Origin of the sequence: Acinetobacter sp. FL (assembly GCF_040744925.1) — a bacterium.
GTDB classification, from domain to species: Bacteria; Pseudomonadota; Gammaproteobacteria; order Pseudomonadales; family Moraxellaceae; genus Acinetobacter; species Acinetobacter radioresistens.
In genome coordinates, this window is sequence record NZ_CP160437.1 from 1856410 (window position 1) to 1880251 (window position 23842).

Here is a 23842-nt window from a genome sequence, read left to right on the forward strand (position 1 = left end):
ACCTGTATGTATATTAATTAAGAGCGTAATTTGCAGACCACTGCTCAAGAATCGCTTGGTATGGTTTGATAAATTGCTCTTCAACAAACTTCCCCTGCTCAATAGCCAGACGGCTACGTTCTTCTCGGTCATACACAATGCGAGTGAGTGAATAATCTTGATTCTTCAAACTTGGCTGATAATATTTACCGGCAACTGAATTTGCATTATAAATTTCAGGACGGTAAATCTTTTGGAAAGTTTCCATTGTGCTGATGGTACTGATCAATTCAAGGTTGCTGTAATCACTCAACAAATCACCTGAAAAATAGAATGCTAAAGGCGCGGCGCTATTTGCCGGCATAAAATAGCGGACCTTTAAGCCCATTTTTTGGAAATATTCATCAGTTAATGAATAGTCTTCTTGCTTGTATTCGACACCCAAAACAGGATGTACATTTTCAGTGCGGTGATAGACCTTACTTGTTGAAACGCTTAGGCAAATGACAGGCGCTTTTTTAAAGTTGGCTTTATAAGTCTCAGAGTTAATGAAACTTTTAAACAGGTTGCCATGTAATTCACCAAAATTTTCTGGTGTGCTAAAGGTAGGCTGATCTTTATTATGATCGAGCAACAGCACACTAAAATCATAATCACGGACATAAGAAGAAAAATTGTTGCCCACAATACCTTCAATATATTTACCGGTTTTTTTATCGATAATATTGGTTTTCAATATTTCAATCAAAGGAAGCCCACTGCTATGGTTTTGCACATTAATATTCATTTCAACTGAAATGATTTCAAGCTCAACAGTATAGCGGTCGCCTTTAGGATTGTCCCAATGAGCCAAGGCATTGAAACGATTATCAATCATGCGTAATGTGTTGCGCAAATTTTCCTGACGGCTCATCCCTCTTGCCAAGTTAGCAAAGTTGGTGGTAAGGCGCGTATTGTCTGCTGGACGATAGTTTTCATCGAAACAAATACTTTTAATCGTAAATGTAAATTCTTTATTCATTGTGATCAGTACCCTAATTTCTGAGATAAACCTAAAAAATCTTTTTGCTCTTTTTAAACTTTCCAGCCTTATCGGTTTTGCGCCTTTTGGTCTTATCAAAAGTGAATTACTGGAGCGCTTCAGAACATGAATAGATTTATACCGCAATCACAACATGAATAAAAATGATTTAGTCTCATTGGAAAGTGAGTAAAATTCATGTTTAAAAACTAACGCTATTAGAATTAAAGAATATTGGTAAAAAAAATGAGATTTTTAAATTCTTTTCCTACTAATAATTTTTTAATTTTCTACATGTTGTAGTGTAGGAGCTTATATTTATTCTGATTTAATCATCGTACTTATGATTTACATCATATATGTATATGGTTATATCTGAGCAGATAGAGGGTTGGTACATGATTTAACGGGTTATAGCGTTATAATTTGAACTGGTAATTCTAGTAACACATAACAGAGCTTAATCATCATTAGAAAAAATTTTCAAAAGTAATAGTTTGATTTAAGAATTTTGAATATTACTGAATTTTTTATATAAGCCTTTAACTATACTTCTATACATCATAGCTAGCATGATTTTATTCAAGTTTTATCGTATAAAGATTATATAATTTAATATTCTTCTAGTGCTCATTTTTTGAATATAATCTATTTTTAAAGTCATATGTTGAATACCAATTGTTAAAGCTGCTTCATAATCAATTAGGGATTTTAATTGCCCCTTTTATTTTTATTGCCTCTTTAACAGGGCTACTCTATGGCTTAACACCCCAGCTTGAGAGCTTTATTTATAAAGAGCAGCTATCCGCACTACATAGCCCAAACCATAAAACTCAACCTCTTAGTCAACAGGTTGCAGCTGCCTCAACTGTTTTACCTCATGATGCAAAGATATTTGCAGTTCGAACACCGCAGACTTCTGAACATACCACACGCATTCTTTATCAGGTGCCCGACAACCCTGATACAGTTAAGGCAATATTTATAAATCCTTATACATTAAAGGTCCAAGGTGAACTTCCTGTTTATGGTACCAGTGGGGTTTTACCTTTAAGAACTTTTTTAGACCAGTTACACCGCAGCTTATTACTAGGTGAGTATGGTCGTATATATAGCGAATTTGCAGCAAGCTGGTTAGGACTATTCGCTTTAACTGGCCTGATTCAATGGTGGAGCTATCGTAAAAAAAATAAATCCATTCACTCACGCCATTCACGTATTAAATGGCATAATATTTTCGGTTTAACTGTATTACCGATGCTATTTTTCTTTTCGATTACCGGTTTAACATGGTCAAAATGGAGCGGAGCAAACATTGCACAACTTCGCCATTTACTCAATAGTGATACACCAACTTTGTATCTGGCATTAAATCCAAAAACGATGAATGTAACAAATCCACATGCTGAACATTACATGCAGATGGATATGCCAGGCCAACACCTTTCAACTAAATTAAACTTCAAAGATTTTGATCGTATTGTCGAGCTTGCTCATCAAAATGGTTTAAATGCACAAGCATTACAAATTAAACCCAGTTATCAAAAAGATCGGGCCTGGTCGATAGAAGAAATGAATCATCGTTGGCCAATTCAAATTGATGCTTTAGCGGTAGATATGTCAACTCAACATATTATTGACCATTTAAGATTTAGTGATTTTCCATTATCTGCAAAATTAACACGCTGGGGAGTAGATTTACATATTGGGGTTCTGTTCGGCTGGCTAAATCAAGTTTTGCTAGTTCTGTCTGCAGCCATAATCTTATTAGTACTAATATTTTCTTATCGGGCATGGTGGACTTACCAACGACCTTTGGATACGTTACGAAAGTTTAACCAAGGCCTATGGCAACAGTGGAAAAATTGTAATCAATTCCAAAGAATTACTTATATCAGTATTTTATTTGGCTTATATTTTTTACTACCTGTATGGACGATAAGTGTAGTGCTATTACAATTAACTACAATAGTGTTTCACTATTTAAATCTCAAAAAATCCCATAAAAATTAAATGTATAAGTGAGAAATATTTAATTTATTCGTGTCCTGTAAATAGATTTATACAGCTAATTTGCTTCATAGGTTTTTCGATTAAAAATAATTGAGTAATAAGAAACCCCGGCATCCTGCCGAGGTTTCTCATATGGGGTTGCTAGATATAACTCCTGTCTTATCTCACAGTCCTGGTGCTGAAACTTATTATTATTGTTTTATGTTCTGGAACATCCTGTTCCTTCATGACTTCATCATAAAAATATTCTCATCGACTGCATAGCAGTTATAAGCGCCTATTGATGTCAGTGAAAACTTACAAAATTTTATAAGTTAGATAGCGTGTTCAGAGGTGGTCCCACATGTTTGAACAACTAAAAGCTTATTTATAAGTGATACTCTGCTCTAGTTAAGCTACCTTATTTTGTTGTGGTAGCTGGTCATAGTAAAACTCATCTGGAGTCATTTTGTCCAGACTCGAATGAGGTCGTTTCAAATTATAAAATTCAAAATATGCGTTTAATTGCTTCTTCGCATCCAAAACATTGCTGTAGGCTTTGAGATACACCTCTTCATATTTAACGCTCCGCCATAATCGTTCAACCATCACATTATCAACCCATCGACCTTTACCATCCATACTGATTTGAATGCCATTTGATTTCAATACATCAATAAATGCATCACTGGTAAACTGACTGCCTTGGTCTGTATTAAATATTTCAGGTCGACCATATTTTTCAATAGCTTCATTTAATGTTTCTATGCAAAATGTAACCTCCATACTAATCGATACTCTATGCGCAAGTACCTTGCGGCTATGCCAATCAATCACAGCACATAAATAAACAAAGCCTTTTGCCATAGGGATATACGTTATATCCGTAGACCACACTTGATTACTGCGCTGAATAGCCAATCCTTTGAGCAGATATGGATATTTGCGGTGAGCTTGATTAGCCTGGCTTAAATTTGGTTTGCAATATAACGCATTAATGCCCATTTTCTTCATTAAAGTACGTGTATGACGTCGTCCTATATGATGTCCTTGACGATTCAACAAATCACGCATCATCCGGCTACCTGCAAAAGGGTATTGCATATGTAACTCATCCATACACCGCATTAGCTTCAGATCTGATGCACTCACAGGTTTTGGGCGATAGTAATAACAACCACGGGAGACTTTCAGCAGCTGAGCTTGCTTAGATACTGAAATCTGAAGTGAGTCATCGATTAACTTTTGTGGTTGAAGCGGCCCAGTTTCTTCAACACACCTTCTAAAAAATCAATTTCTAATGCCTGCTCACCGATTTTTGCATGTAGTTTTTTTAGATCGATGGGTGGTTCTGTTGGAGCTTTTGATTGATCGAAAGCTTGCGAGGAAGCTGAAATCAGTTGATTTTTCCAGTCGATAATTTGGTTTTGATGAACATCAAATTCAGCACTCAATTCAGCAAGTGTTTTTTCTGCTTTAATCGCAGCAAGTGCTACCTTAGCTTTAAAATCATTTGAATGATTTCTTCTTGGTCTACGTGCCATAAAATACTCCATATATTGATGTTTATAACATCATTTGGGGAGCAAAATATCACTTATAAGTGTTGTTCAAATTTCCTGATCCACCTCTTTCCAACATATGACTGCTATAGAAAGCTACTTTCTTTTTTATCACAGATACATTATTAACGTTCACTCCTACCCTCTACTATACGTAGGGGGGTCTGTTCAAATGTTCCTATTTTCATATCAGCAGGAATATAAATTTCAGCTGCTAGAGGAACTTTTAATGCTGAATACCGTGTATCTACGCTCAGAGTAATTGCTTTTAATTTTTTGTTTTCATTATAGACAGGACTTGATACCCAACGTAATTGCATTACAGCATATTGCCCGTTATTAATTACTAAATTTTGAGCCAGCTGTTCAGGTCTGGTACTATTTTCCAAAGGCAAAATCTTATCTTCTGAGCCATAAATTTTAACTTGTGGACGTGCCGGGAATTGGCATTCTGGTCCTTTATTATAAATTTTAATTTCTGTACCAGAATGTGACATACCACTAAAATCACCTGCTTTATTATCGACCTGAATAGTTAACTGCTCTGCTCGGCACTCTTGTACTGCAGATGAGTCCATGACCAACTGTTGCGGAGTTGGAATGAGTAAAATGGCCAATAATGGATTGGTGAATAGCATAGAAAGCTCCTAAAAGAGATAAAATACATTGCCAGACAGTCACAGAATTTCAGGTACTCCTTTGGTATCGAATTTAAAAAGTTCTATTTTTGATTCATAGGGATGATTAATAAGCTAACAACAACTGCAAAGTTATATTTTTATTTATTAAGTATTGATTAGGTTAAAATTTAATTTAAACCTTTTTAAGCCACCCCTAGAATCCTTTAAAATAGTTTCTACTTGATATAACAAACTAAAATTGAAATACAATTCTGAGATATACCTGATTTAGGGGACTAAAGATAAAAAGACATGGATAGATCAAGTGATCAAGAAAATAATATCTTTAAATATGTTAGCACTGGTAGCGACTTATAGTTCTTTATTCTACCAAACTAATATTGATGTTGAACGTCTAGCCGTCGATACCATCGAGAAGGATGAGGTAATAGCTGGAGGAGCACCTTTCCAATTTCTTATCGATGGAGAAATTTCGCCTGTAGGTAGCATCGGTATTGATCCTTTATCCTTAGTTATAGGTTTAGACGAGTTCCACTACCTATACTTTATTCTAGACTATATATTCTGGTTATTGATTCTTCTAAGTCTTTATTTTATTTATTTAAAATATGGTCACTTAAAGCGCACTTAAAACTATTTGGTGTTTAGTTGAATTACTTTATCCAGATGGTGTTCCCAGCCGCGGTTCGGTTATTTCTTCTGCTGCTTTTAATATCATAATTTAATGAAGAGTGTTTGGCTCGGTAACTTCCTATCTATTTAATACTTATATTACTTCTCTTTTTTAGCAGAAATGAACAATCTGTTTTTGCTCTTTTATATTAAATTCAAGTTAAGCAGAGACTTATATCTAATAAAGTACTATAACGATAGATTATATTATGAAGATTATATTTACTTTTTAAAAATGTAAAATATAATCATTATCATAAAAATCTTATGAAACTATATTCTGTGTTAAAACGTCACCTACTTCTCGGTTTGTTACCACTTAGCTGTCCTATTTTCGTATTTGCAAATGACCAAATTAGCTCATTACCTACTATCAGTTTACAGGCAACCAGCAAAACTGATAATACTCATCTAGCCTATAAGGTCAGTACGGCAAGCTCTGCCACACGTACTCATACCTTATTGAAAGATACTCCTCAGGCAGTCACGGTTGTTTCTGAAGCAGTCCTAAACGATATTCAAGCTACCCGCTTATCGGAAGCTCTTGATGTAGCAGGTATAGGGCGGGCCAATAACTTTGGTGGTCAGGGTTTAACCACATTTACCTCACGCGGGTTTACCAGTGGCGAATACTACCGGAATGGTTTTCCAATTAATCGTGGTTATCCCAATGCACCTGACAGTAATACGATTGAACGTATAGAAGTATTAAAAGGCGCATCCTCTAGTTTGTATGGCCGTGGCGATCCGGGAGGTACATTCAATGTCATTAGTAAAGTACCCCATGCTGAACAAAAAACAACTTTAGGTTTGAGTGTTGATCATGAGGGCCTGTTGCGGAGCACTTTAGATACAGCCGGCGCTTTAACTGAAGATGAGAGTCTTATGTACCGTTTAAATGTCATGGGAGAAAACGGAAATACTTACCGCGACCATGTTGATTCAAAGCGCTGGAATATCGCACCTGTTATTCAATGGAGTCCTTCAGACACCACTAAAGTGACCTTAGAAGCTGATCTGTTACGCAACCAGCATGCTTTAGACCGGGGTTTTACCCGCTATGAAGGACAAAAAAGATATACTTTTGACCCGGCAGAGTACTGGTGGGAAACTGGCAAGAACCGGAATCGCTTATATAATGATAATGACATGCTACAGTTGCGTATTGAACATACCTTTAACGATGACTGGACACTTAATATTGGTACTCAATATTTAAATGGAAATCTGCATGGTTATGCAGTTGAGGCAAATGGCATTAAAGCTGACACAGAGGGTGAACTACTTACCCGTAATTATAACTGGCGTAATTTAGATTGGATTGATAAAAACTTTCAGGCCAATATAGTCGGTAATTTCAATTTATTTAATTTAGAGCATACTTTAATTTCAGGCATAGAACTTGAAGATTATGATTATAAATCTTTTATTATTCGTTCGAAAGATCATTTTGATTTAGATATTAATCATCCATATAAACCACAACCATTGCCAGAATTAAATAATATAACCACTCACGACCGTGAACAATTAAAAAGCCAAGCTTTATTTATTCAGGATCAGATTCATCTGACTGATCGTTTAAACACCTTGCTTGCTTTACGCTTGGAAAGCTATCAGCATGATTATCACAACTTTATTTCTAATACCTCTTGGTCTACAGATAACCATGCTCTTATTCCGCGCATTGGTATGACTTATGATCTGACCGACCAACTGACAGCATATGCCAATATTAGCAAATCATTTAAGCCTAACTCCGGAGCGGATCGTAATAATCAGGGCTTTAACCCTGAAGAAGGTATTTCTTATGAAATAGGTACAAAATACACATTACTAGATGAACAGCTTTCTTTTGACACTGCCATTTATTATGTAAAAAAAGAGAATGTTTTAACTCTTGACCCAACAGACTCGACTAAAAGTATTGCTGCTGGAGAGGTATCGAGTAAAGGTTTTGACTTAAGTCTGATAGGCAATATTATACCGGCGTGGAAAATTATAGGAAACTATTCATATGTCGATGCTAGTGTAAATAAAGACAATACCCTAGAAAAAGGAACACATCTAGCCAATATTCCTCAAAATTCATTTAATTTACTCAGCATTTATGAATTTAAATCAAGATTATTTGATGGTTTAGGCATAGGCATTAATCAGCGTTATATTGGTAACCGAAAAGGTCAGACTGCAAATAATACTTATACAATGGGCAGTTATGCAACAACTGATTTAATTTCATACTATGACTTAAATCCTGATTTAAGATTCAGCTTTGATATTAAGAATATTTTTAATAAAGAATATGATGATAGTGCTTTTAACCGCTATGTATATCCTGGACAACCACGCACTGCAAAGTTAGGTATGACATACAGTTTTTAGTTAAAGAGCGCAGATATTCATTCTTAATTCCACTTTAAATAATAGGTAGCATAATAAGCCTTATTTCTGATTTTTTAAGTAAGAACAATAAGGCTTCAATTAACTAAAAAATACTGATTTATGAAAAAACATTTCTAATATACTTATAAAATATCTATGAGCAAAAGATTTTCTTTGGATTAGATATCTAGAATAGAAGCTAGAGAATAGTAGGAGTATTTATCAAACTTTATCTAGCCTATTTACCTGATGCAGAAGATTTTATTAGTAACATTCTGTTTATTATATAATTTAATCTTAGTATTAAATTATACAAACTTAAAAGGCCTAGCATGATGAATGCTAGACCTATTTTAAAAATATAAATATATGGATGATTTTAATGTTACTTCATCATTGAAACCATTTGTTCAGCCATTTGTAAATGTGTAGCAACCGCACTACGTGTTTGAACAAGCATGTTCTTTAAGTCAGAGTTTTTAGCATTTGGAATCAATTTTTTATCGATAACCATGAGGACTTTACGATGTACTTCCACTTGGCTCTTCATATAATCTTTATCAGTGTCAGAAGATGATCTGTTAAGTTTATCAACGATCTTATCACTGTCACGCTGTAATAACTTGCTAATCTCACTGGTCTCTGGTGTTAGCATCAGACGAGTTGCCAGTGCTTGACCTTTTTGCTCATTCGCTGAGTGTTCACGAATCATCATCTGAGCATATTGACGGACTTGAGCCATTTTTAACTTTGGCAAGGCCGCGTTTGCCTGCATAATCTCGCCATTGTTGGCAGTACTCAATATTTTAATAATCTGGTTATCGGATAAGTCTTCATGCTTATCATGCCACATTTTAGAATGATGTTTTCGATCATCCATAGAGTGATGGTCTTTGGTTGTACTTTGGCATGCAGTCAGGCCTAATATACTACTAAAAGCAATACAGCTGACTATCTTATTCACTGTTATAGTTTCCACTTTGGCATCCTTTTAGAGTTTTATTATTGAAGTAACTTTTTTAAGATAGTCTAATTAAATCGGAAATAATGTACTTTTTCAGTTGCTTTGTTAGATAAATGTATAAACATATTATAGCTTTAAGTAAATAATTAATTTAAATAGTTTTTTAATTATGAAAAATTAATTTAATAAAAAGAAACCAACTATTATTCCTCTTATTTATAAGAGTAATTATATATTTCAAAAAAATAAAAATTTATTATAAAAATAGCTTTAAAATTATAGTTAAATATCTAGTATAAAATTATTTTCAGTAAAACTTTTAAAATAAAAAAACTTCTATTATTTTTAATTAATATTAATATAGCAAGACATTTTATTATATATTTCAATTATTCCAATAAACTGGATATACATAATTTATTTAAATAATAGATACTGATATATACATCTAAAAACAATATCAAAAAATTATTTAGTTTATAACTTTACCTCGTCCATCAGCCATGTTTTAAAGGCTACGAATTTCGGCTTATTCTGACATTCCTGTCGATAGACCATATAATAGGCCAAGGCCGATGAATACTTCATATCTGGATATAAACGTATCAACTGCCCTGTTTTTAAATCATCTGCCACCATAACACTTCTTGCCAATGCGACCCCATGCCCATCAATTGCTGCCTGTAGTACAGCAGCTGAATTATTAATTTTTAATCCTCGCTGGGCCAGGCCATTGCTCACCTGATTGTACTTCAACCATGTATCCCAAGTAGTAAAACCCGAATGAACATCCAGTGTTAAGTCATGAATTAAAGGCAGGTTTAATAAGTTCTCTACATATTTTAACAGGTGTCGATATTTCTGATAAAACCCTGGTGAACAAACAGGAAAAACCTCTTCATCCATGAGTTTCTCCGCAACTAGTCCTGACCAGTTTCCCTGTCCATATCGCACGGCAATATCAATACCATGTTGAGCGAAATCTACAGGTTCCAAGTTAGTATCCAGTCGAATATCAATTTCAGGATAAGTTTGCTGAAAAGTATCAATTCTTGGCAGTAACCATTTTGATGCAAAAGCCGGGCTGATCGCAACAGTTAAAACACCTGCTGAAGTTTGTGCCTGTAGTTTTTCCAGACCAAGTAATAGCCTATCAAAACCGGCACGAATATCGGGCAATGCCATTAATGCAGCTTCAGTTACCACCAAGCGGGCTTTTCCCCCTGTACTCCGCTGAAACAATGTAATGCCCAGATAATCTTCCAGACTTTTAACAAGCTGACCCACCGCTGCAGGAGTTACATTCAACTCAATAGCTGCCGCGGAAAAACTTTGATGTCTGGCACTGGCTTCAAAAGCTCTTAATGCGTTGAGATACACAGGAGTTTTCATTCTAAAGATTTTCTATCAATTACTATAAGATTAACTGGTTTGTTTGTATAGAACCATCTTTATAGAATCAATTTTTCACTTTATGGGTCAAAGCCTTTTAAATACAAAACTGGATAAGGAAGCTCTATTGGTCACAATTATATTAAATGTTCTAGCAGGCCTAACCCTATTCAGCGCGTCTGTTAGAAGCAGTAAATAGTAACAATCAATCAGTATTAACATTTTTAAGTTTTTCTTCCTATTAATCTTTATCAGATCAACAGGATATTTGACTTTTTGAATAGATGAGACAAAGCATGTGGATTAACGCTGATTTTTCCCAAGTAGCTATGGTTAGACCTAACGATTATCAATGGGTCAAATCTCCTGGTGGTGAAGTTGAACGAGTTATGCTCGATAGAATGGGTGGTGAAACAGCCCGTGCCACCAGTCTGGTTCGTTATGCACCGCAGAGTATTTTTCCAGAGCATCAACATCCATTAGGTGAAGAAATTTTAGTGCTCTCTGGAACATTTACTGAAAATGGCAACCAGCATTATCTAGCAGGCTGGTATTTACGGAATCCGGATGGATCAAAACATACTCCATCCAGTGAAGAAGGCACACTGATTTTTGTCAAACTCATGCAAATGACCAGAGAAGATGTACTGCCGGTGCGTATCAATACCCATGAACCCGAAAACTGGCAAACACTTAATCAGCGTAAGATTTGTCCTTTATATCACTCTCAGAGCGAAAAAACCTATCTGGAAAAACTAATACCCCATCAGAGTTTTGCTGAGCACAGTGCAAACGGAATTGAAATTCTGGTAATACAAGGTGAATTGCTTGCAAATGGAGAAACTTATCCTGCAGGTTCATGGATTCGTTTACCGATTCAAAGCAGCCATAACTTTCATGCGTGTTCAGCAGGAGCAATCCTTTATGTAAAGACAGGACATCTTTTATCTGCTCAAAAACTTATGGAACAGAAGCTGTGATAAGGGCCAAGATTGCCACTATTAGTGCAGGTTTAAGCGATCTATTTACCAGAATAGGCTCAATAGACTTATGTACGAATGAAATCAGCTCAAGCCTGGTTCCAGGTGGTAATAATACCACCTAAAAACACTCATTAATCAATTACTTATAGAAATTCAGGTTTCACTTTTATGCTGCAAAATACCATGCACCGCCAGGTTTTCATTCTGGCAAGTTCACAGTCTTTATTCCAGACCATTTCAGTCATGGTGATGACGATTGGCGGACTGGCAGGTGCAAATATTGCCAATACGCCTACCCTTGCCACCCTGCCAATTGCCTCGATGTTTTTAGGTACAGCCATAATGATGTTCCCTGCTTCCATGTGGATGGCAAAAGTAGGCAGGCGCAATGGCTTTTTATGTGGTGCTTTATTAGGTATTTCAGGTGGAATTATTGCAGCAGTTGGTATTATCTATAGTTCACTTTACCTATTGGCATTAGGCACATTCTGTGTGGGAGCATATCAATCCTTTGCCCAGTTCTACCGGTTTGCTGCCAGTGAAGTAGCAGATGATGCCTTTCGTTCCCGTGCAATTTCGTTTGTTATGGCGGGTGGCGTAGTTGCAGCATTGATTGGTCCGGTTTTGGCTCGCTTTGGTGGACCACTATTTAATCATCTGGAATATGTGGGTTCTTTCCTGATCATTACTATCGTTTCCCTGATTGCGATGGGAATCTTATCAAGACTGCATATTCCAGATCAGGTGGAAATTAAGACCAGTTTTAGTGCAGGACGACCTTGGCCAAAAATTGTATTTCAGCCCATGTATTTAGTGGCTTTACTGGGCGCAATTACTGGTTATGGCATCATGATTTTAGGTATGACTGCCACACCAATTGCCATGCGTCATGCTCATCATGAATTAGGTACAATTACCACTGTAATTCAATTGCATGTACTGGGGATGTTCCTGCCATCATTTTTTACGGGTAACCTGATTGTCCGTTTTGGTGTATTGAAAGTCATGTTTGCAGGTCTCTTACTGTTTGCCTGCTATATCGCTTTTGCCCTTTCTGGTCTGCAATTCCATTCATTTGCCATTTCTCTGGTTTTATTGGGTATAGGCTGGAATTTCCTGTTTATTGGTAGTACTTCTTTATTAACTGGAACTTATACTCACGAAGAAAAAGCCAAGGCACAGGCTATTAATGACATGACGGTTTTTGTGGTGGGATTGATCTGCTCATTTAGTGCTGGGGCATTGCTGGATATAATTGGCTGGAAGGTCATGAATATGGCCCTTATTCCATGGCTGGTTATTACAGCACTTTCTTTAGTATGGTTATCTAAGAAGACGCAGAATGATTAAGTTTCCAAAATCAATAATGATAGATAGTGCATTGCAGTAATAACATATTCATCAATTCACTTATTGCTATAGTAAACAGATACAGGGCATCAGTAAAAAACCATAGCCTTTATGCAAGCCTATGCTTGGCCGAGCAATATCCGAAAGCTGGAAAATCTGCTGGAATGTGCTGTCTGTGAACCTAAAATCAGCTGTTAATTAAACTAAATGTTTTGTTCCCGCAAACGCAAACGCAGCACGATGATAACTATACTGAATACACTGGAACAGATTTAGCTACTATTTTGACAGAAGGTTTCGATCTGGAGCAGCATGAACAGCAATTAATTGGGACTACTATGTAAAAAGCCAGACCCAATAGTTCTGAAGCTGCTCGGTATTAGCCGGGCGAAACTGGATTATCGATTTAAAAAGTATAGTTTTTCTTAGCCAGATATTAGACAGTATCGAATTATTTATTGAATAACTATAGAATGACAGTTTCACCTAAAATGAAACTGTCCTGAGCTTGATAGATATTATATTTAGCGCTTAGCAAAGAAGAAAACTTTAGGCCTGTGAATATTTTAAAATTTAAACCAAGCAGCTACATTATATCGCATTTAAAGTATTCTAAAATTTATAGGTTTAAGCTTTCCTTTCCACATCAAAAATTTTCAATCCTGTTAATAGAAATTATTTTTACTGCTTAGCTTTTATTAAAAAAATAAGCTGATTTTCTAAGTTATTATTTTATAGCTTACTGCAATAACTCTCTCAATTTAAATTTCTGGATTTTTCCAGAGGGTGTCATTGGTATTTCTTCCCAGATTTCTAAACGTTCAGGAATATATTGTATGGCCAGATTATGGGTTTTAAGAAAATCAACCAGTTCATTTAAACTCAAAAGCTGTGCTGGATCTTTTAGTTTGATAATCGCACATGCACGTTCACCAAGCCTTTCATCTGCATAAGCCACCAATGCTACTAAAGCGATATTTGGATGCTTATATAATAGTGACTCAATTTCCGCAACCGGAATATTTTCTCCGCCACGGATAATCACATCTTTCTTACGTCCGCAAATCCGGATGTAACCCTGCTCATCCTGATATGCGATATCTCCGGTATCAAACCAGCCCTCAACATTTGTATCATTTAAATGTGGGCGTTTTAAATAACCTCCAAAACTGGAACATGAACGGATCATTAAACGGCCGGCTTCATTAACAGTTTTACTCTGTCCTTTTTTATCCACGATCTTGATTTCAACACCTGGCAATGCAATTCCATCAGTATTGAAAGAGCGTTCATCCTTATCTTCAGGTCTGGTTAGTGTTACAGCGCCACATTCAGTCATACCCCAAGCTGATATGACTTTAACACCCAGAGTTTCCCTGGCTTTTTGCACCAATGGACCTGGAATGGGTGCACCGGCACACAGGAAAATCTTTAGTGAATCGACTTTATCATGCTGTTCTGCCACGGTACTGGACAAATCATTCAAAAATGGTGTCGAGGCCATGGTGAAATTCACCTGATGCTGATGAATCAGGTCCACTGCTTTGGCTACATCCCAAACATCCTGCAACACCACTTTGGTATTCAGCTGAATCGGCATCATTAAGCCATACATAAAACCGGTCTGGTGTGCCATTGGTGAAGCCATTAATACCACATCATTTTCAGTTAAATGCAGTCTTTCTGCATACGGCACAATATTGGAAAATAAGGTATTGGCAGTATGCATCACGCCTTTCGGTTCACCGGTCGTGCCTGAGGTAAAAATCAGCTGGGTAATGTCATCCGGGCCAGATTCCAGTCCATCCAGCGCAGCAACTGCTGAAGCATCCTGTTTCAGACTATGATTGAGTAACAGATGATCAAAATTATTCTCACCTTCACCATTGACCACCACTACTTGCTTCAAGCTATCCAGCTTGTTTTGCAGCTGATTGGCCAGCTGTTCATGATTAAAATTGCGGAACGTTTTAGGTACAACAAAAACTTTGGATTCACCATGTTTGAGCATGAATTCCAGTTCACGTTCACGGAAGATCGGCATAAGCGGATTGAGTACTGAACCGATACGGCTGCAAGCCAAGTAAAGTAAGGTAAATTCCCACCAGTTCGGCAACTGGCAAGACACTACATCATTTTTTTCAACACCTAGCTGTTTCAGACCCAGTGCAATTTTATTGGTCATGTTCCAAAGCTGCTGATAGCTGAAAGTCTGTTCAGTCCGCTGTTCGAGCTTAAAGCTGACTAATGCTGTTTTATCCGGATTCTTTTCTACGGCACTGCGTAAAAAATCGAGTATTGTCTGGTTTAACCAGTATCCCTGTTTGAGCATGGCCTCTTTTCTGGCCGGGATCAGAACCGCATCGAAATCCATTCGCTTACTCCTCATTATAATTTTAGTTCAGGCCTGTGCTTATTTTCCTTAAGCCGGCACTGCCTTACGCCCTGCCTTATGCCGCGCAATAATGGTTTTCATGATCTGGGCTGTTCCATCACCAATCTGGAAACCAAGTACATCACGCATCCGCTGTTCCATCACACCGCGATCGTAACCGGCATGGCCAAAGGTCAACAGACATTGATGAATTACATCATAAGCCAGTTTTGGCCCCCACCATTTACACATGCCCGCTTCAGAGGTATGTGGCAGATGATTGTCCTTGAGCCATAAGGTTTGCAGGCAAAGTAAGCGTGCCGCTTCAACCTGGGTTTCGTATTCTGCCAGTGGATGCGAAACTCCCTGAAAAGCAGTCAATGGCTGACCAAAAGCTTCACGTTGGGCTGCATATTCCCAGGCTTCATCCAGACTCACCCGGGCAACGGCCAAAACCTGTAAACCGATCAGCGCACGAGAAAAATCAAAGCCCTGCATCACCTGCACAAAACCTTTGTTTTCATCCCCTAGACGGTGATTTACGGGTACGCGAACATTGTCAAAAAAGATTGAACCGCGACCAATTGCGCGCTGACCATGACAGTCAAAACGTGTGGTACTGATGCCCGGTAAATTCATTGGAACTAAAAGCGCTGTCACGCCATGTGCGCCATCTTCATTGGCACCAGTACGACCAAACACTACAGAAGCATCTGCCTGATCGGCCGCAGAAATTGAAGTCTTTTCGCCGTTAATGACATATTCATCGCCATCACGTTCAATCTTCAAACGCAAGTTCGCTGCATCAGAACCGCCTCGCGGCTCGGTCAAAGCTATTGAAAAGATAGCTTCGCCTGCAGTGAGTTTTTTCAGCCAAGGCTCAACGACTTCTGGCTGACCATGTTCAGCCAGAATCTGACCATTTAGGGAAGCAAGCAGGTTGATATAGGAGAAACTTAAATCTGCTTTGGCAATCGCTTCATGGATAATTCCAGCCGCCAGTCTGCCCATGCCCTGACCGCCGTATTGTTCCGGCAGTTCAGGTGCAATAAAGCCCATTTCACCCATCTTTTTGACCAGATCACGGTCAAAGATTCGGCTTTGGTCTCGTTCCAAAAAGCCTGGGGCAATATATTTCTGGGCAAATTTTTCTGCTGTTTCTGCCAAAAACTCGAGCTCTTCAGTGTTATAAGGATTCTTTTTCATGGATCAGTCTCCTTATTTGGCATACTTACGGAATTCAGGCTGACGTTTTTCTTTCAGTGCATTGACTCCTTCACGAGACTCTTCAGTATCGTAATAAAGTTTCAGCGCATACATGCCCATGCCAGCAATACCTGCCTGATGTGCGGTATCCATATTGAAACTGCGTTTGGCAATTGCAATGGCAGTCGGACTACGCTGACAAATTTCCTCTGCCCAAGCCTGCACTTCAGCGTCCAGTTGATCGGCCGGTACGCATTTATTCGCCAGGCCCATTTCAACAGCTTCCTGACCAGAATAACGGCGGCACATATACCAGATTTCACGGGCTTTCTTTTCACCTACCACACGTGCTAAAAATGCTGTGCCATAGCCCGGATCAACCGATCCCATTTTCGGACCAACCTGACCAAAAATGGCTTTATCTGAACAGATGGTCAGGTCACAAATGGTTGCCAGCACATTGCCACCGCCAATGGCATAGCCTTGTACGCGTGCTATTACCGGTTTAGGTACATCACGGATGGCGGTATGTAATTCCTCCACTGGTAAGCCAATCGTGCCGCGGCCATCATAATTTCCATCATGCGCGGACTGGTCACCACCGGTACAGAAGGCTTTTTCGCCTGCACCCGCCAGCACAATTGCGCCCACGTTACGGTCATAACCTGCTCTATTTAACGCCTTGATCAGCTCGTCACAAGTGGTGCCACGGAAGGCATTCATTTTTTCTGGACGGTTAATCGTGATCCAGGCAACACCATTTTTAACTTCATATAAGATATCTTCAAAATTCATTTTCTTTACATCCTGTACTGTTTTTATCTATCTGGTTGAACTGTGATGGTTATGAAATTAAATGATGATTTCCGTTTAACCGTTCATGGTTAAACCGCCAGAGACACTGAGTACCTGTCCGGTAATAAAGCTGGCATCATCGCTCAAGAAAAAGGCAATGGCAGAAGCCAAATCATCCGGTTGACCTAAACGACCCAGTGGAATGGCACGAATAAAAGCTTCACGTAATTTTTCCGGATTTGACGCGCCTTCAGTCACGCCTGCAAGCAGAGCCGTATCTGTAGGTCCCGGGCAAATCACATTAATTTTGATGTTATGACGTGAATGCTCACGTGCCAGCGTTTTAGAGAAAGATAAAAAGCCGCCTTTACAGGCCGCATAGACTGCTTCACCCGAAGAGCCGACCCGGGCCGCGTCAGAAGCAATATTGACAATACTGCCGGAATTGCGTTCTACCATGCCTTTTAGCACAGTAAAGTGCATATTCAGCATACCGACCAGATTGATCTGGATCAGTTTTTCCCATTCCTGCGGATTGGTTTTAACAAAAGGTTTAAAAATATCCCAGCCGGCATTGTTGACGAGTCCATTAATTGGACCGAGTTCAGTTTCGGTTTTTTGAACTGCCTGCTCAACTACATCACTTTGGGTAATATCACACTGAATTGCCAGTGCCTGACCGTATTGATTGATTTCATTCGCCAGCTTTTCAGCCGCTTCCAGATTCATATCAAAAATGGCAACTTTGGCGCCTTCCTCTGCCAGACGTTGGCAGGTGGCTGAACCAATTCCGCCTGCTCCGCCTGTCACAATCACAACCTTGTCTTTTAATCCCTTCATTGCTCATCCCTACGCTATTTTGTTGTCGAATTTAATCGACTGTTGTTTTAATTCGGTGTGTTTTATCTAAAATAGAAAGAGATTGCATTTATGTCAATATATTTACATAAAATAATATCTATAAATCATTATCTATATATTTATTAATAACTTAATATTTTTATTTATTCAATGTATTGACCTATATTGGTTTTTAGCTTTAGATTAATTTGAATCTGACCTCACTTTAGAGCCCAAATATGTTTTTTGCATGACAGATAATTTATTCCTTTAAAATCAGGAAGAAAACCTTAGATATTTGGCGAGTGAGCGCAATGGAAGTGAGGAGAAAAAGAGAGATTTCCAAGCCATAAAATTGATCGACTCAGAATTTAAATAGGAAAATTTCTGCAAAAACACTATGATTTTTAAAACAAATGATAAAAGAAACTGATTAAAGCGAAAAAGTGATAGGCTATACTCTGCGCGGCTCGGCTATTTCAGTTTTGAGGATATCCAATATTGTGAGTGATACTTTGTCAAAAAAATATGATCAATCCTTATATTCTGCGCATAACCGGCTTTTTTTCCGGCTGTTTCAGGTGGGCAACAGCCTGGACCGCAAATGCCTCAATGAGCTGAAAATATCTCCAGTACATTGGGCTGTGCTGGGTGCTTTGTCCCGTCCAAAAGTTAAATCAGGAATGTCCTTTTCTGATCTGACTGAATATTTGGGCGTGAGCCGGCAAAATCTGGACGCAGTATTAAAACGGCTAGAACGTGACGGTCTGGTGGAGCGGGTCATTAGTGAACAGGACCGCCGTGCTAAAATTGTTGCGCTGACGGCTGAAGGCTTGGAGACATGGGACAACTTGCAAGCTGATTTCTTTGAGTTTTATGGTCAGGCCCTAAATAAGCTCACCTTTGATGATGTAATTACCCTGATTCATTTGCTAAATAAGGTGAATGATGGACTTAAAAGCATTAAAATTCAAAATCACACCTAAAATATTTTAAGTAATTATAATGCACTTACTTAACAATGTCTTTTTAAAAGTTTGCTCTCCTTAATTAGTAGGTTACTACTAAACTCTCAGTGAGATTTAAACTATAATATTATTAAATATATGAGTTAACAGATAATAAACTACCAGAAGAAATAAAAAGATCCAGATTAAAAAAAACCATTTTTTAAAATGATAGAAAAATAAAATCTGTAAAAAAAATGCTGAAGTTATAATCAAGAAAAACCAGCTGATAATTCCTACAGAAACACCATTATCCAGACAGTTCAGATATAAAGAAACGCCCATAAAAATAAACGATAATATTTTTAAAGAAGAACGAGCATGATTAAAAGCCAGGAAGTTATTATTAAGTTTTTTCATTCCAATTTGACTGGTCATACAAAGCTGCATCATTGCAACAACTGCCCATAATATTGCAACCAAACTCATTTATTCACCTTACTCATTTGTATTTTTCTAAAATAATAACAAGCAGAAATATATCCTATAGCAATAAATATAAATACGAGGTCAACGCCTGCTATAGGCCATTGCTGATGTAACCATGTATTGAGGATGAAAGCTTGTGGAGAAAGAAATACAGGACTTAATACTGTTATCAATAAAATAAAAGCAGTGAATATAAAGGCTAAAATAATAGCTTTTTGCATTTTGATCAGCATCGGAATGCTTAGAATTCCAATCCAGCTTATAAAAAATGTCAGTAACTCGTACTGAACTCGATGTTCAAGATTGGTTGGTAAAACACGGTTGGCCAAAAAATACATGGCTGTTGCAAATGGCAAGCCCAAGAAAGTGAAATAGTTAAGGTAACTCACTATCTTATAACTTAATGTATGTTGCTGTTTAATCCGTTTCTTTTGCCATAATAAAGCTCCGGCGACCAGCATGATGCAACCAGCAAAACCTAAACTCGCCAACACCCATCTCATTGATTGACTGGCGTAATAACCCAAATGAATCCCATAGGTTGCCGAGCTGATTTGAGCGACAGGATGAAGATTCCTTTCATTATTTAGTTGCCTTCCAGTATTTGCTAAAAAAATAAATTGTGGATTATTGAAAGTAATTAATTTTTTATATCCATAGTCAAACGTAATTAAGGCTTCCGTAGTATTTGGATTTTTAACTTCAAATTTCTCCAGAGTAGTACCATTACTGCCCTGTTGAGGTAATTGACTGGAGAAGGTAGAGAATTCTTTTAAATGAATACCTGAATCTGCTGCCAGTTTTGGCGGATTGATATATTGTATTTCGTTATAAAATTTTTTTATTCCATTTTCGCCATATTGTTGATTGATTCCCCAAGGCATGAGCAGGTAAAAGAAAATCATGATGCCAGTAAAGGCCATAATTAAATAAAAAGGAAGTGTTACTACACCAGTAATATGATGTAAATCTAACAAGGTCCGCTGTCCCTTAAAACTCCGAAAGACAAAGAAATCTTTAAATATTTTTTTATGGGTCAATATCTCGGTGATTAAGGCAATGAGAAATAGAATGCCTATAATGACTACGAGCGTTCTACCTACTACATCTGGTAAGGGATAAAGACTGTAATGTAATTTAAAAAAGAAGTCGCCTCCCAAACTTTCTCGGACCTCTTTTAAGATTAATCCTGTATTCGGATCTTGTATTTTATGGTACTTATTTGTTTTATCTTGCCACTCTAAAGTGTTAAAGGGCATTCGGGAATTCGCAAGATTCACCCGCCATCTTTTTGCTTCCAGGGCATGCATATTTAAATAATCATAAGCGACTTGGGCCGATTCAAAAGAAGGAGGAGGCTTTTTTAAATATAAAAAGATTTCAGGTTTAGACCAGAGGTTAATTTCAGTTCTAAAGTAGGCAATGGAGCCGGTAAAAAAGATTAAGAAACCTGACCATAGTACAACTATACCCAACCAGCTGTGCAAAGTTGCCTGTACCTGGCGAAACTGCATTTAATGTTCTCCTATTTTTTTATTATCCAATAGCCTAGCAACAAGACATAACTCAGATAATTTATTCTCTTTTGCCATCGCTTAGAGCGCAGACCAGGAACTAATACAATATAAAAAATGAGAAAAATAAAACCCAGGAGGGCAGAAAAATAGATATTTTCAGCTTTTGCGAAAGGTAAATAATCAGGTAAAACCCAAGATATCCATACGCTATAGGCATAAGCTGCCAAGCAGATATAAAAAATCTCTCTAATAGATAACCATTCTGATTTCTTTTTATCCATTGACGTTATCTTTCATGACATCTCAAGAAATGAAGAACTATCTGTTCTGCTATAGACTGCTACAGATAGTTCCTGGATAAGTATTAATAATTAATGGTATAGCTTAAGCCGAAAGTACGACCTTCAGCAGGAATCGCCAGTATAGGGTTATCATTAGTAACTGCTGCTTGTTGAGCAAATACGGTTTTGTATTGACGGTCCCACAGATTATAGAGACCAAAATCTACACGACCTTTAGCCATAGGAAAATGAGCCAAAACATCCATCGTGGTATAGCCTTTAATTTTGGCCGCACTATTGCTATCTGTTAGACCCGCCGCTTTTAATGCCTGGTCATCTTTATATGCTTTATCTGTGCCTTTAATAGCTTGTATTTGTGCGCGCACACCATAGCCTTGCTCATTGCTCCACTCAGCAAATAGAGTACCTTTCGTCGGGGAAACTGCAAAAGCATTAAGTTCATGCCAGTTATTTGCGACATCTTTATATTGTCCCCGCGTATAACCTAAAGTACCACCGACCTTATAATTTTCTATAAATGGATAGCTCACAGTCGCTTCTGCCCCATAAATGCGCTGATCAGTATCGACTACATTTACTGAACGGTCAGAATTGAACTGTACTACTTTATCAGAAGTGTTATAAAAACCCGTTAGAGCCAAGTTTATGCCATTATCCTGATTTAAGCGCCAACCCAGTTCATAGCTGTTAACTGTAATCGGTGCAATACCTGACGTCGTTAAGGTATAGGCAGCTACATCACGCAGTACCCGTTGTACATCAGGATAACTATAACCTTGTGAAAAGTTGGCATACACTTGCTGTATGTCCGTTAACTCATAAACTGCACCTAAATTGAACAGGAGCTTGTCAGAATCGGTAGAGTCAGCTGCCATTAATGTAATGGGTTTACGTGCAGTAAAATAACTGTCAGTATCCGCCTGAACATATTGATAACGTACACCTGCCTGAATATTTAAACGATCCGTAATGGCATAATCACCTTGTACAAATGTTCCAATATTCTGGATTCTTGTATCAGGCCCCGCACTTTCTTTTTTACCTGTAGGGGTATAAACCAAGCCATTATTACTAGGTGTATAGTAATCGGCCCACTGGTGGTCTTTTTCTCTGTCATAGTCCAAGCCATAGGTCAGCCTTAAAGCCCGGTCGGCTACCTGCAGATCAGATTGAACGGTAGAGTGAATTCCCGCATAGTCCACATTGGATTGACTTTGTTTTACATCAACGCCATCTTTTGAATAACCATATGGTACAAAACGTGCTTTTTCATTACGGTAATACGCTTCAATATTCAAAGTTTGTCCCAGGAAATCCTGATTTTGATATTGGGTATTAAAGGCATAGCGTTCTGTGAAAGGTTGTTTATCTAAACTCCATCCTTTAAGGGCTTTATATGAAGGCTGTGTACCTTTTTGCAGATAGGAATAGTCAGGGCCATATTCGGTATCCTGTTCATCATTATAATATTGTGCACCAAAACTTAAGCTTTGCTGATCGGTTAAATTAAAGTTTAAACGGCCATTCACATCAAGCGTGTTAGTATCCATCGTGCTGCCCTGCCAAGGGCTTAACGGGATACGATTGCCTTTACCATCAAACTGCGAACCTCGGCTGGTATAATCTACACCTAAAAAACCATCCATCTTGTCATTATTAAATGAAGCAGTTTGCCCCACCTGATAAGCCAGGCTATCGCGACGGAAATTGTCAGCCGATGTAAGGCCCAACTTGGTCTGAAAACTGAAAGGTTTCGATTTATCGGCACGTTTGGTAATAATATTAATGATCCCGCCCGTTGCTCCTGAACCATAAATACTGGTCGCACCTGAAACTACCTCAATATGATCAATCATATTTGGACTGATACTGTTGAGCTGTCGCGCTACGTCACGCGAACCTGTTTGTGAAACTCCATCGATCATGACCAATACATTACGACCACGCATGGTTTGTCCATAATTACTGGTTGTTCCACTACTTGGTGCCAGTGAGGGTACGAGTTGCGCTAAAACATCTGCAACTTTCCGGCTCGCTCCCGCCTGTTGAGCAATATCCTCACCCTGAATAGTCTGTACTGTACCCGCAATCTCAGCAATTGTTTTAGGTGTACGGGTAGCTGTGACCACAATAGGAGAAAGTTTCATTGTTTTATCTGAATTTTTCAGCTCCTTTAATTCAGAACCAGAATCTTCCGCATATAAAAGTGAGGAAATTGCTACAGTAAGAAAACACAGACTAAATTGAGATAGTCGCATTCTTAATTCCTTTATAAGAATATTAATATTGATGCAAATAATAATAATTATTATTATCAATGTAAATTTTTTGTTGCAATATTTACTATTTTTTCACTCAACTTTTTCAAGTTACTTTATCAACTAACCTGAATCGCTAAATTTTAGAATCCGGATTTTAAAAATGGTGAAAA

General features: G+C 37.8%; 19 protein-coding genes. 6 read left to right on the forward strand and 13 right to left on the reverse strand.

Annotated elements, in window-relative coordinates; all coding sequences use genetic code 11:
• Positions 1–13: 13 nt before the first annotated feature.
• Entirely contained in the window at positions 14–1000 is a 987-nt protein-coding gene (locus ABZP31_RS08695; RefSeq protein WP_262475976.1) for a DUF1852 domain-containing protein, read from the reverse strand.
• A gap of 678 nt (positions 1001–1678) precedes the next feature.
• Between ABZP31_RS08695 and ABZP31_RS08700 the strand changes: the two genes are divergently transcribed.
• Positions 1679–3013 carry a PepSY domain-containing protein gene (locus ABZP31_RS08700; RefSeq protein ID WP_262475974.1) on the forward strand — a complete coding sequence of 445 codons (1335 nt, stop codon included), beginning with the start codon at positions 1679–1681 and terminating at the stop codon, positions 3011–3013.
• Positions 3014–3403: 390 nt separating this feature from the next.
• Here the strand turns inward: ABZP31_RS08700 and ABZP31_RS08705 are convergent.
• Together ABZP31_RS08705 and ABZP31_RS08710 are read right to left on the reverse strand one after the other, a co-directional pair.
• Positions 3404–4536 (reverse strand): IS3 family transposase gene (locus tag ABZP31_RS08705; RefSeq protein WP_223235881.1). Its coding sequence is split into 2 segments (ribosomal slippage): positions 3404–4284 and positions 4284–4536, totalling 1134 coding nucleotides; the frame shifts between segments, so codons are not numbered across the junction.
• Between the two features lie 143 nt (positions 4537–4679).
• Positions 4680–5192 (reverse strand): hypothetical protein, encoded by a 513-nt coding sequence (locus ABZP31_RS08710; protein ID WP_262475973.1) that lies wholly within the window; start codon positions 5190–5192, stop codon positions 4680–4682.
• A gap of 334 nt (positions 5193–5526) precedes the next feature.
• Between ABZP31_RS08710 and ABZP31_RS08715 the strand changes: the two genes are divergently transcribed.
• Both ABZP31_RS08715 and ABZP31_RS08720 read left to right on the forward strand, forming a co-directional pair.
• Complete coding sequence (locus tag ABZP31_RS08715) at positions 5527–5826, forward strand: hypothetical protein (protein WP_316250759.1); 300 nt, start codon at positions 5527–5529, stop codon at positions 5824–5826.
• Between the two features lie 371 nt (positions 5827–6197).
• Complete coding sequence (locus ABZP31_RS08720; protein WP_367156965.1) at positions 6198–8252, forward strand: TonB-dependent siderophore receptor; 2055 nt, start codon at positions 6198–6200, stop codon at positions 8250–8252.
• A gap of 385 nt (positions 8253–8637) precedes the next feature.
• Here the strand turns inward: ABZP31_RS08720 and ABZP31_RS08725 are convergent, their stop codons facing one another.
• Both ABZP31_RS08725 and gcvA read right to left on the reverse strand, forming a co-directional pair.
• A complete protein-coding gene (locus tag ABZP31_RS08725; RefSeq protein ID WP_367156790.1) occupies positions 8638–9231 on the reverse strand; it encodes a DUF4142 domain-containing protein in 594 nt (197 codons plus the stop codon).
• A gap of 462 nt (positions 9232–9693) precedes the next feature.
• A complete protein-coding gene (gene gcvA, locus ABZP31_RS08730; protein ID WP_248134960.1) occupies positions 9694–10608 on the reverse strand; it encodes a transcriptional regulator GcvA in 915 nt (304 codons plus the stop codon).
• A gap of 296 nt (positions 10609–10904) precedes the next feature.
• Between gcvA and ABZP31_RS08735 the strand changes: the two genes are divergently transcribed.
• Both ABZP31_RS08735 and ABZP31_RS08740 read left to right on the forward strand, forming a co-directional pair.
• A complete protein-coding gene (locus ABZP31_RS08735; RefSeq protein ID WP_248134961.1) occupies positions 10905–11588 on the forward strand; it encodes a cupin domain-containing protein in 684 nt (227 codons plus the stop codon).
• 171 nt (positions 11589–11759) lie between these two features.
• Entirely contained in the window at positions 11760–12941 is a 1182-nt protein-coding gene (locus ABZP31_RS08740) for an MFS transporter (protein ID WP_248134962.1), read from the forward strand.
• A gap of 739 nt (positions 12942–13680) precedes the next feature.
• Here ABZP31_RS08740 and aliA read toward each other — a convergent pair.
• From aliA to ABZP31_RS08760, 4 genes are all read right to left on the reverse strand, one after another.
• Positions 13681–15315, reverse strand: coding sequence for a cyclohexanecarboxylate-CoA ligase (aliA, locus tag ABZP31_RS08745; RefSeq protein ID WP_034675953.1), 1635 nt, complete (start codon positions 15313–15315; stop codon positions 13681–13683).
• A gap of 48 nt (positions 15316–15363) precedes the next feature.
• Complete coding sequence (gene aliB / locus ABZP31_RS08750; RefSeq protein WP_248134963.1) at positions 15364–16521, reverse strand: cyclohexanecarboxyl-CoA dehydrogenase; 1158 nt, start codon at positions 16519–16521, stop codon at positions 15364–15366.
• A 12-nt stretch (positions 16522–16533) separates the two neighbouring features.
• Positions 16534–17316: a 2-ketocyclohexanecarboxyl-CoA hydrolase gene (gene badI, locus ABZP31_RS08755; protein WP_248134964.1), complete on the reverse strand. Its 783-nt coding sequence runs from the start codon at positions 17314–17316 to the stop codon at positions 16534–16536.
• A gap of 75 nt (positions 17317–17391) precedes the next feature.
• On the reverse strand, positions 17392–18156 hold the full coding sequence (locus ABZP31_RS08760; RefSeq protein ID WP_005019745.1) for a glucose 1-dehydrogenase: 765 nt from the start codon (positions 18154–18156) through the stop codon (positions 17392–17394).
• Between the two features lie 503 nt (positions 18157–18659).
• Between ABZP31_RS08760 and ABZP31_RS08765 the strand changes: the two genes are divergently transcribed.
• Positions 18660–19142: a MarR family winged helix-turn-helix transcriptional regulator gene (locus ABZP31_RS08765; RefSeq protein WP_005019743.1), complete on the forward strand. Its 483-nt coding sequence runs from the start codon at positions 18660–18662 to the stop codon at positions 19140–19142.
• A gap of 96 nt (positions 19143–19238) precedes the next feature.
• Here the strand turns inward: ABZP31_RS08765 and ABZP31_RS08770 are convergent, their stop codons facing one another.
• The 4 genes from ABZP31_RS08770 to ABZP31_RS08785 form a co-directional block, all read right to left on the reverse strand.
• The gene (locus tag ABZP31_RS08770) at positions 19239–19592 is read right to left on the reverse strand and encodes a hypothetical protein (RefSeq protein ID WP_005406411.1); all 354 of its coding nucleotides are present in this window, start codon (positions 19590–19592) and stop codon (positions 19239–19241) included.
• Complete coding sequence (locus ABZP31_RS08775; RefSeq protein ID WP_248134966.1) at positions 19589–21106, reverse strand: PepSY domain-containing protein; 1518 nt, start codon at positions 21104–21106, stop codon at positions 19589–19591. Before ABZP31_RS08775 ends, ABZP31_RS08770 begins: the two co-directional genes overlap by 4 nt.
• Positions 21107–21117: 11 nt before the next feature.
• Entirely contained in the window at positions 21118–21390 is a 273-nt protein-coding gene (locus ABZP31_RS08780) for a hypothetical protein (RefSeq protein WP_005019738.1), read from the reverse strand.
• A gap of 83 nt (positions 21391–21473) precedes the next feature.
• The gene (locus ABZP31_RS08785; RefSeq protein WP_248134968.1) at positions 21474–23669 is read right to left on the reverse strand and encodes a TonB-dependent receptor; all 2196 of its coding nucleotides are present in this window, start codon (positions 23667–23669) and stop codon (positions 21474–21476) included.
• Between the last annotated feature and the right edge of the window lie 173 nt (positions 23670–23842).

What these genes read in the sequence shown, in the direction of transcription:
- ABZP31_RS08695 (WP_262475976.1), bottom strand. Translation starts at nt 1,000, where the DNA reads ATGAATAAAGAATTTACATTTACGATTAAAAGTATTTGTTTCGATGAA.
- ABZP31_RS08710 (WP_262475973.1), bottom strand. Translation starts at nt 5,192, where the DNA reads ATGCTATTCACCAATCCATTATTGGCCATTTTACTCATTCCAACTCCG.
- badI (WP_248134964.1), bottom strand. Translation starts at nt 17,316, where the DNA reads ATGAATTTTGAAGATATCTTATATGAAGTTAAAAATGGTGTTGCCTGG.
- aliB (WP_248134963.1), bottom strand. Translation starts at nt 16,521, where the DNA reads ATGAAAAAGAATCCTTATAACACTGAAGAGCTCGAGTTTTTGGCAGAA.
- ABZP31_RS08770 (WP_005406411.1), bottom strand. Translation starts at nt 19,592, where the DNA reads ATGAGTTTGGTTGCAATATTATGGGCAGTTGTTGCAATGATGCAGCTT.
- ABZP31_RS08760 (WP_005019745.1), bottom strand. Translation starts at nt 18,156, where the DNA reads ATGAAGGGATTAAAAGACAAGGTTGTGATTGTGACAGGCGGAGCAGGC.
- ABZP31_RS08740 (WP_248134962.1), top strand. Translation starts at nt 11,760, where the DNA reads ATGCTGCAAAATACCATGCACCGCCAGGTTTTCATTCTGGCAAGTTCA.
- ABZP31_RS08715 (WP_316250759.1), top strand. Translation starts at nt 5,527, where the DNA reads ATGTTAGCACTGGTAGCGACTTATAGTTCTTTATTCTACCAAACTAAT.
- ABZP31_RS08775 (WP_248134966.1), bottom strand. Translation starts at nt 21,106, where the DNA reads ATGCAGTTTCGCCAGGTACAGGCAACTTTGCACAGCTGGTTGGGTATA.
- ABZP31_RS08785 (WP_248134968.1), bottom strand. Translation starts at nt 23,669, where the DNA reads ATGCGACTATCTCAATTTAGTCTGTGTTTTCTTACTGTAGCAATTTCC.
- aliA (WP_034675953.1), bottom strand. Translation starts at nt 15,315, where the DNA reads ATGGATTTCGATGCGGTTCTGATCCCGGCCAGAAAAGAGGCCATGCTC.
- ABZP31_RS08780 (WP_005019738.1), bottom strand. Translation starts at nt 21,390, where the DNA reads ATGGATAAAAAGAAATCAGAATGGTTATCTATTAGAGAGATTTTTTAT.
- gcvA (WP_248134960.1), bottom strand. Translation starts at nt 10,608, where the DNA reads ATGAAAACTCCTGTGTATCTCAACGCATTAAGAGCTTTTGAAGCCAGT.
- ABZP31_RS08735 (WP_248134961.1), top strand. Translation starts at nt 10,905, where the DNA reads ATGTGGATTAACGCTGATTTTTCCCAAGTAGCTATGGTTAGACCTAAC.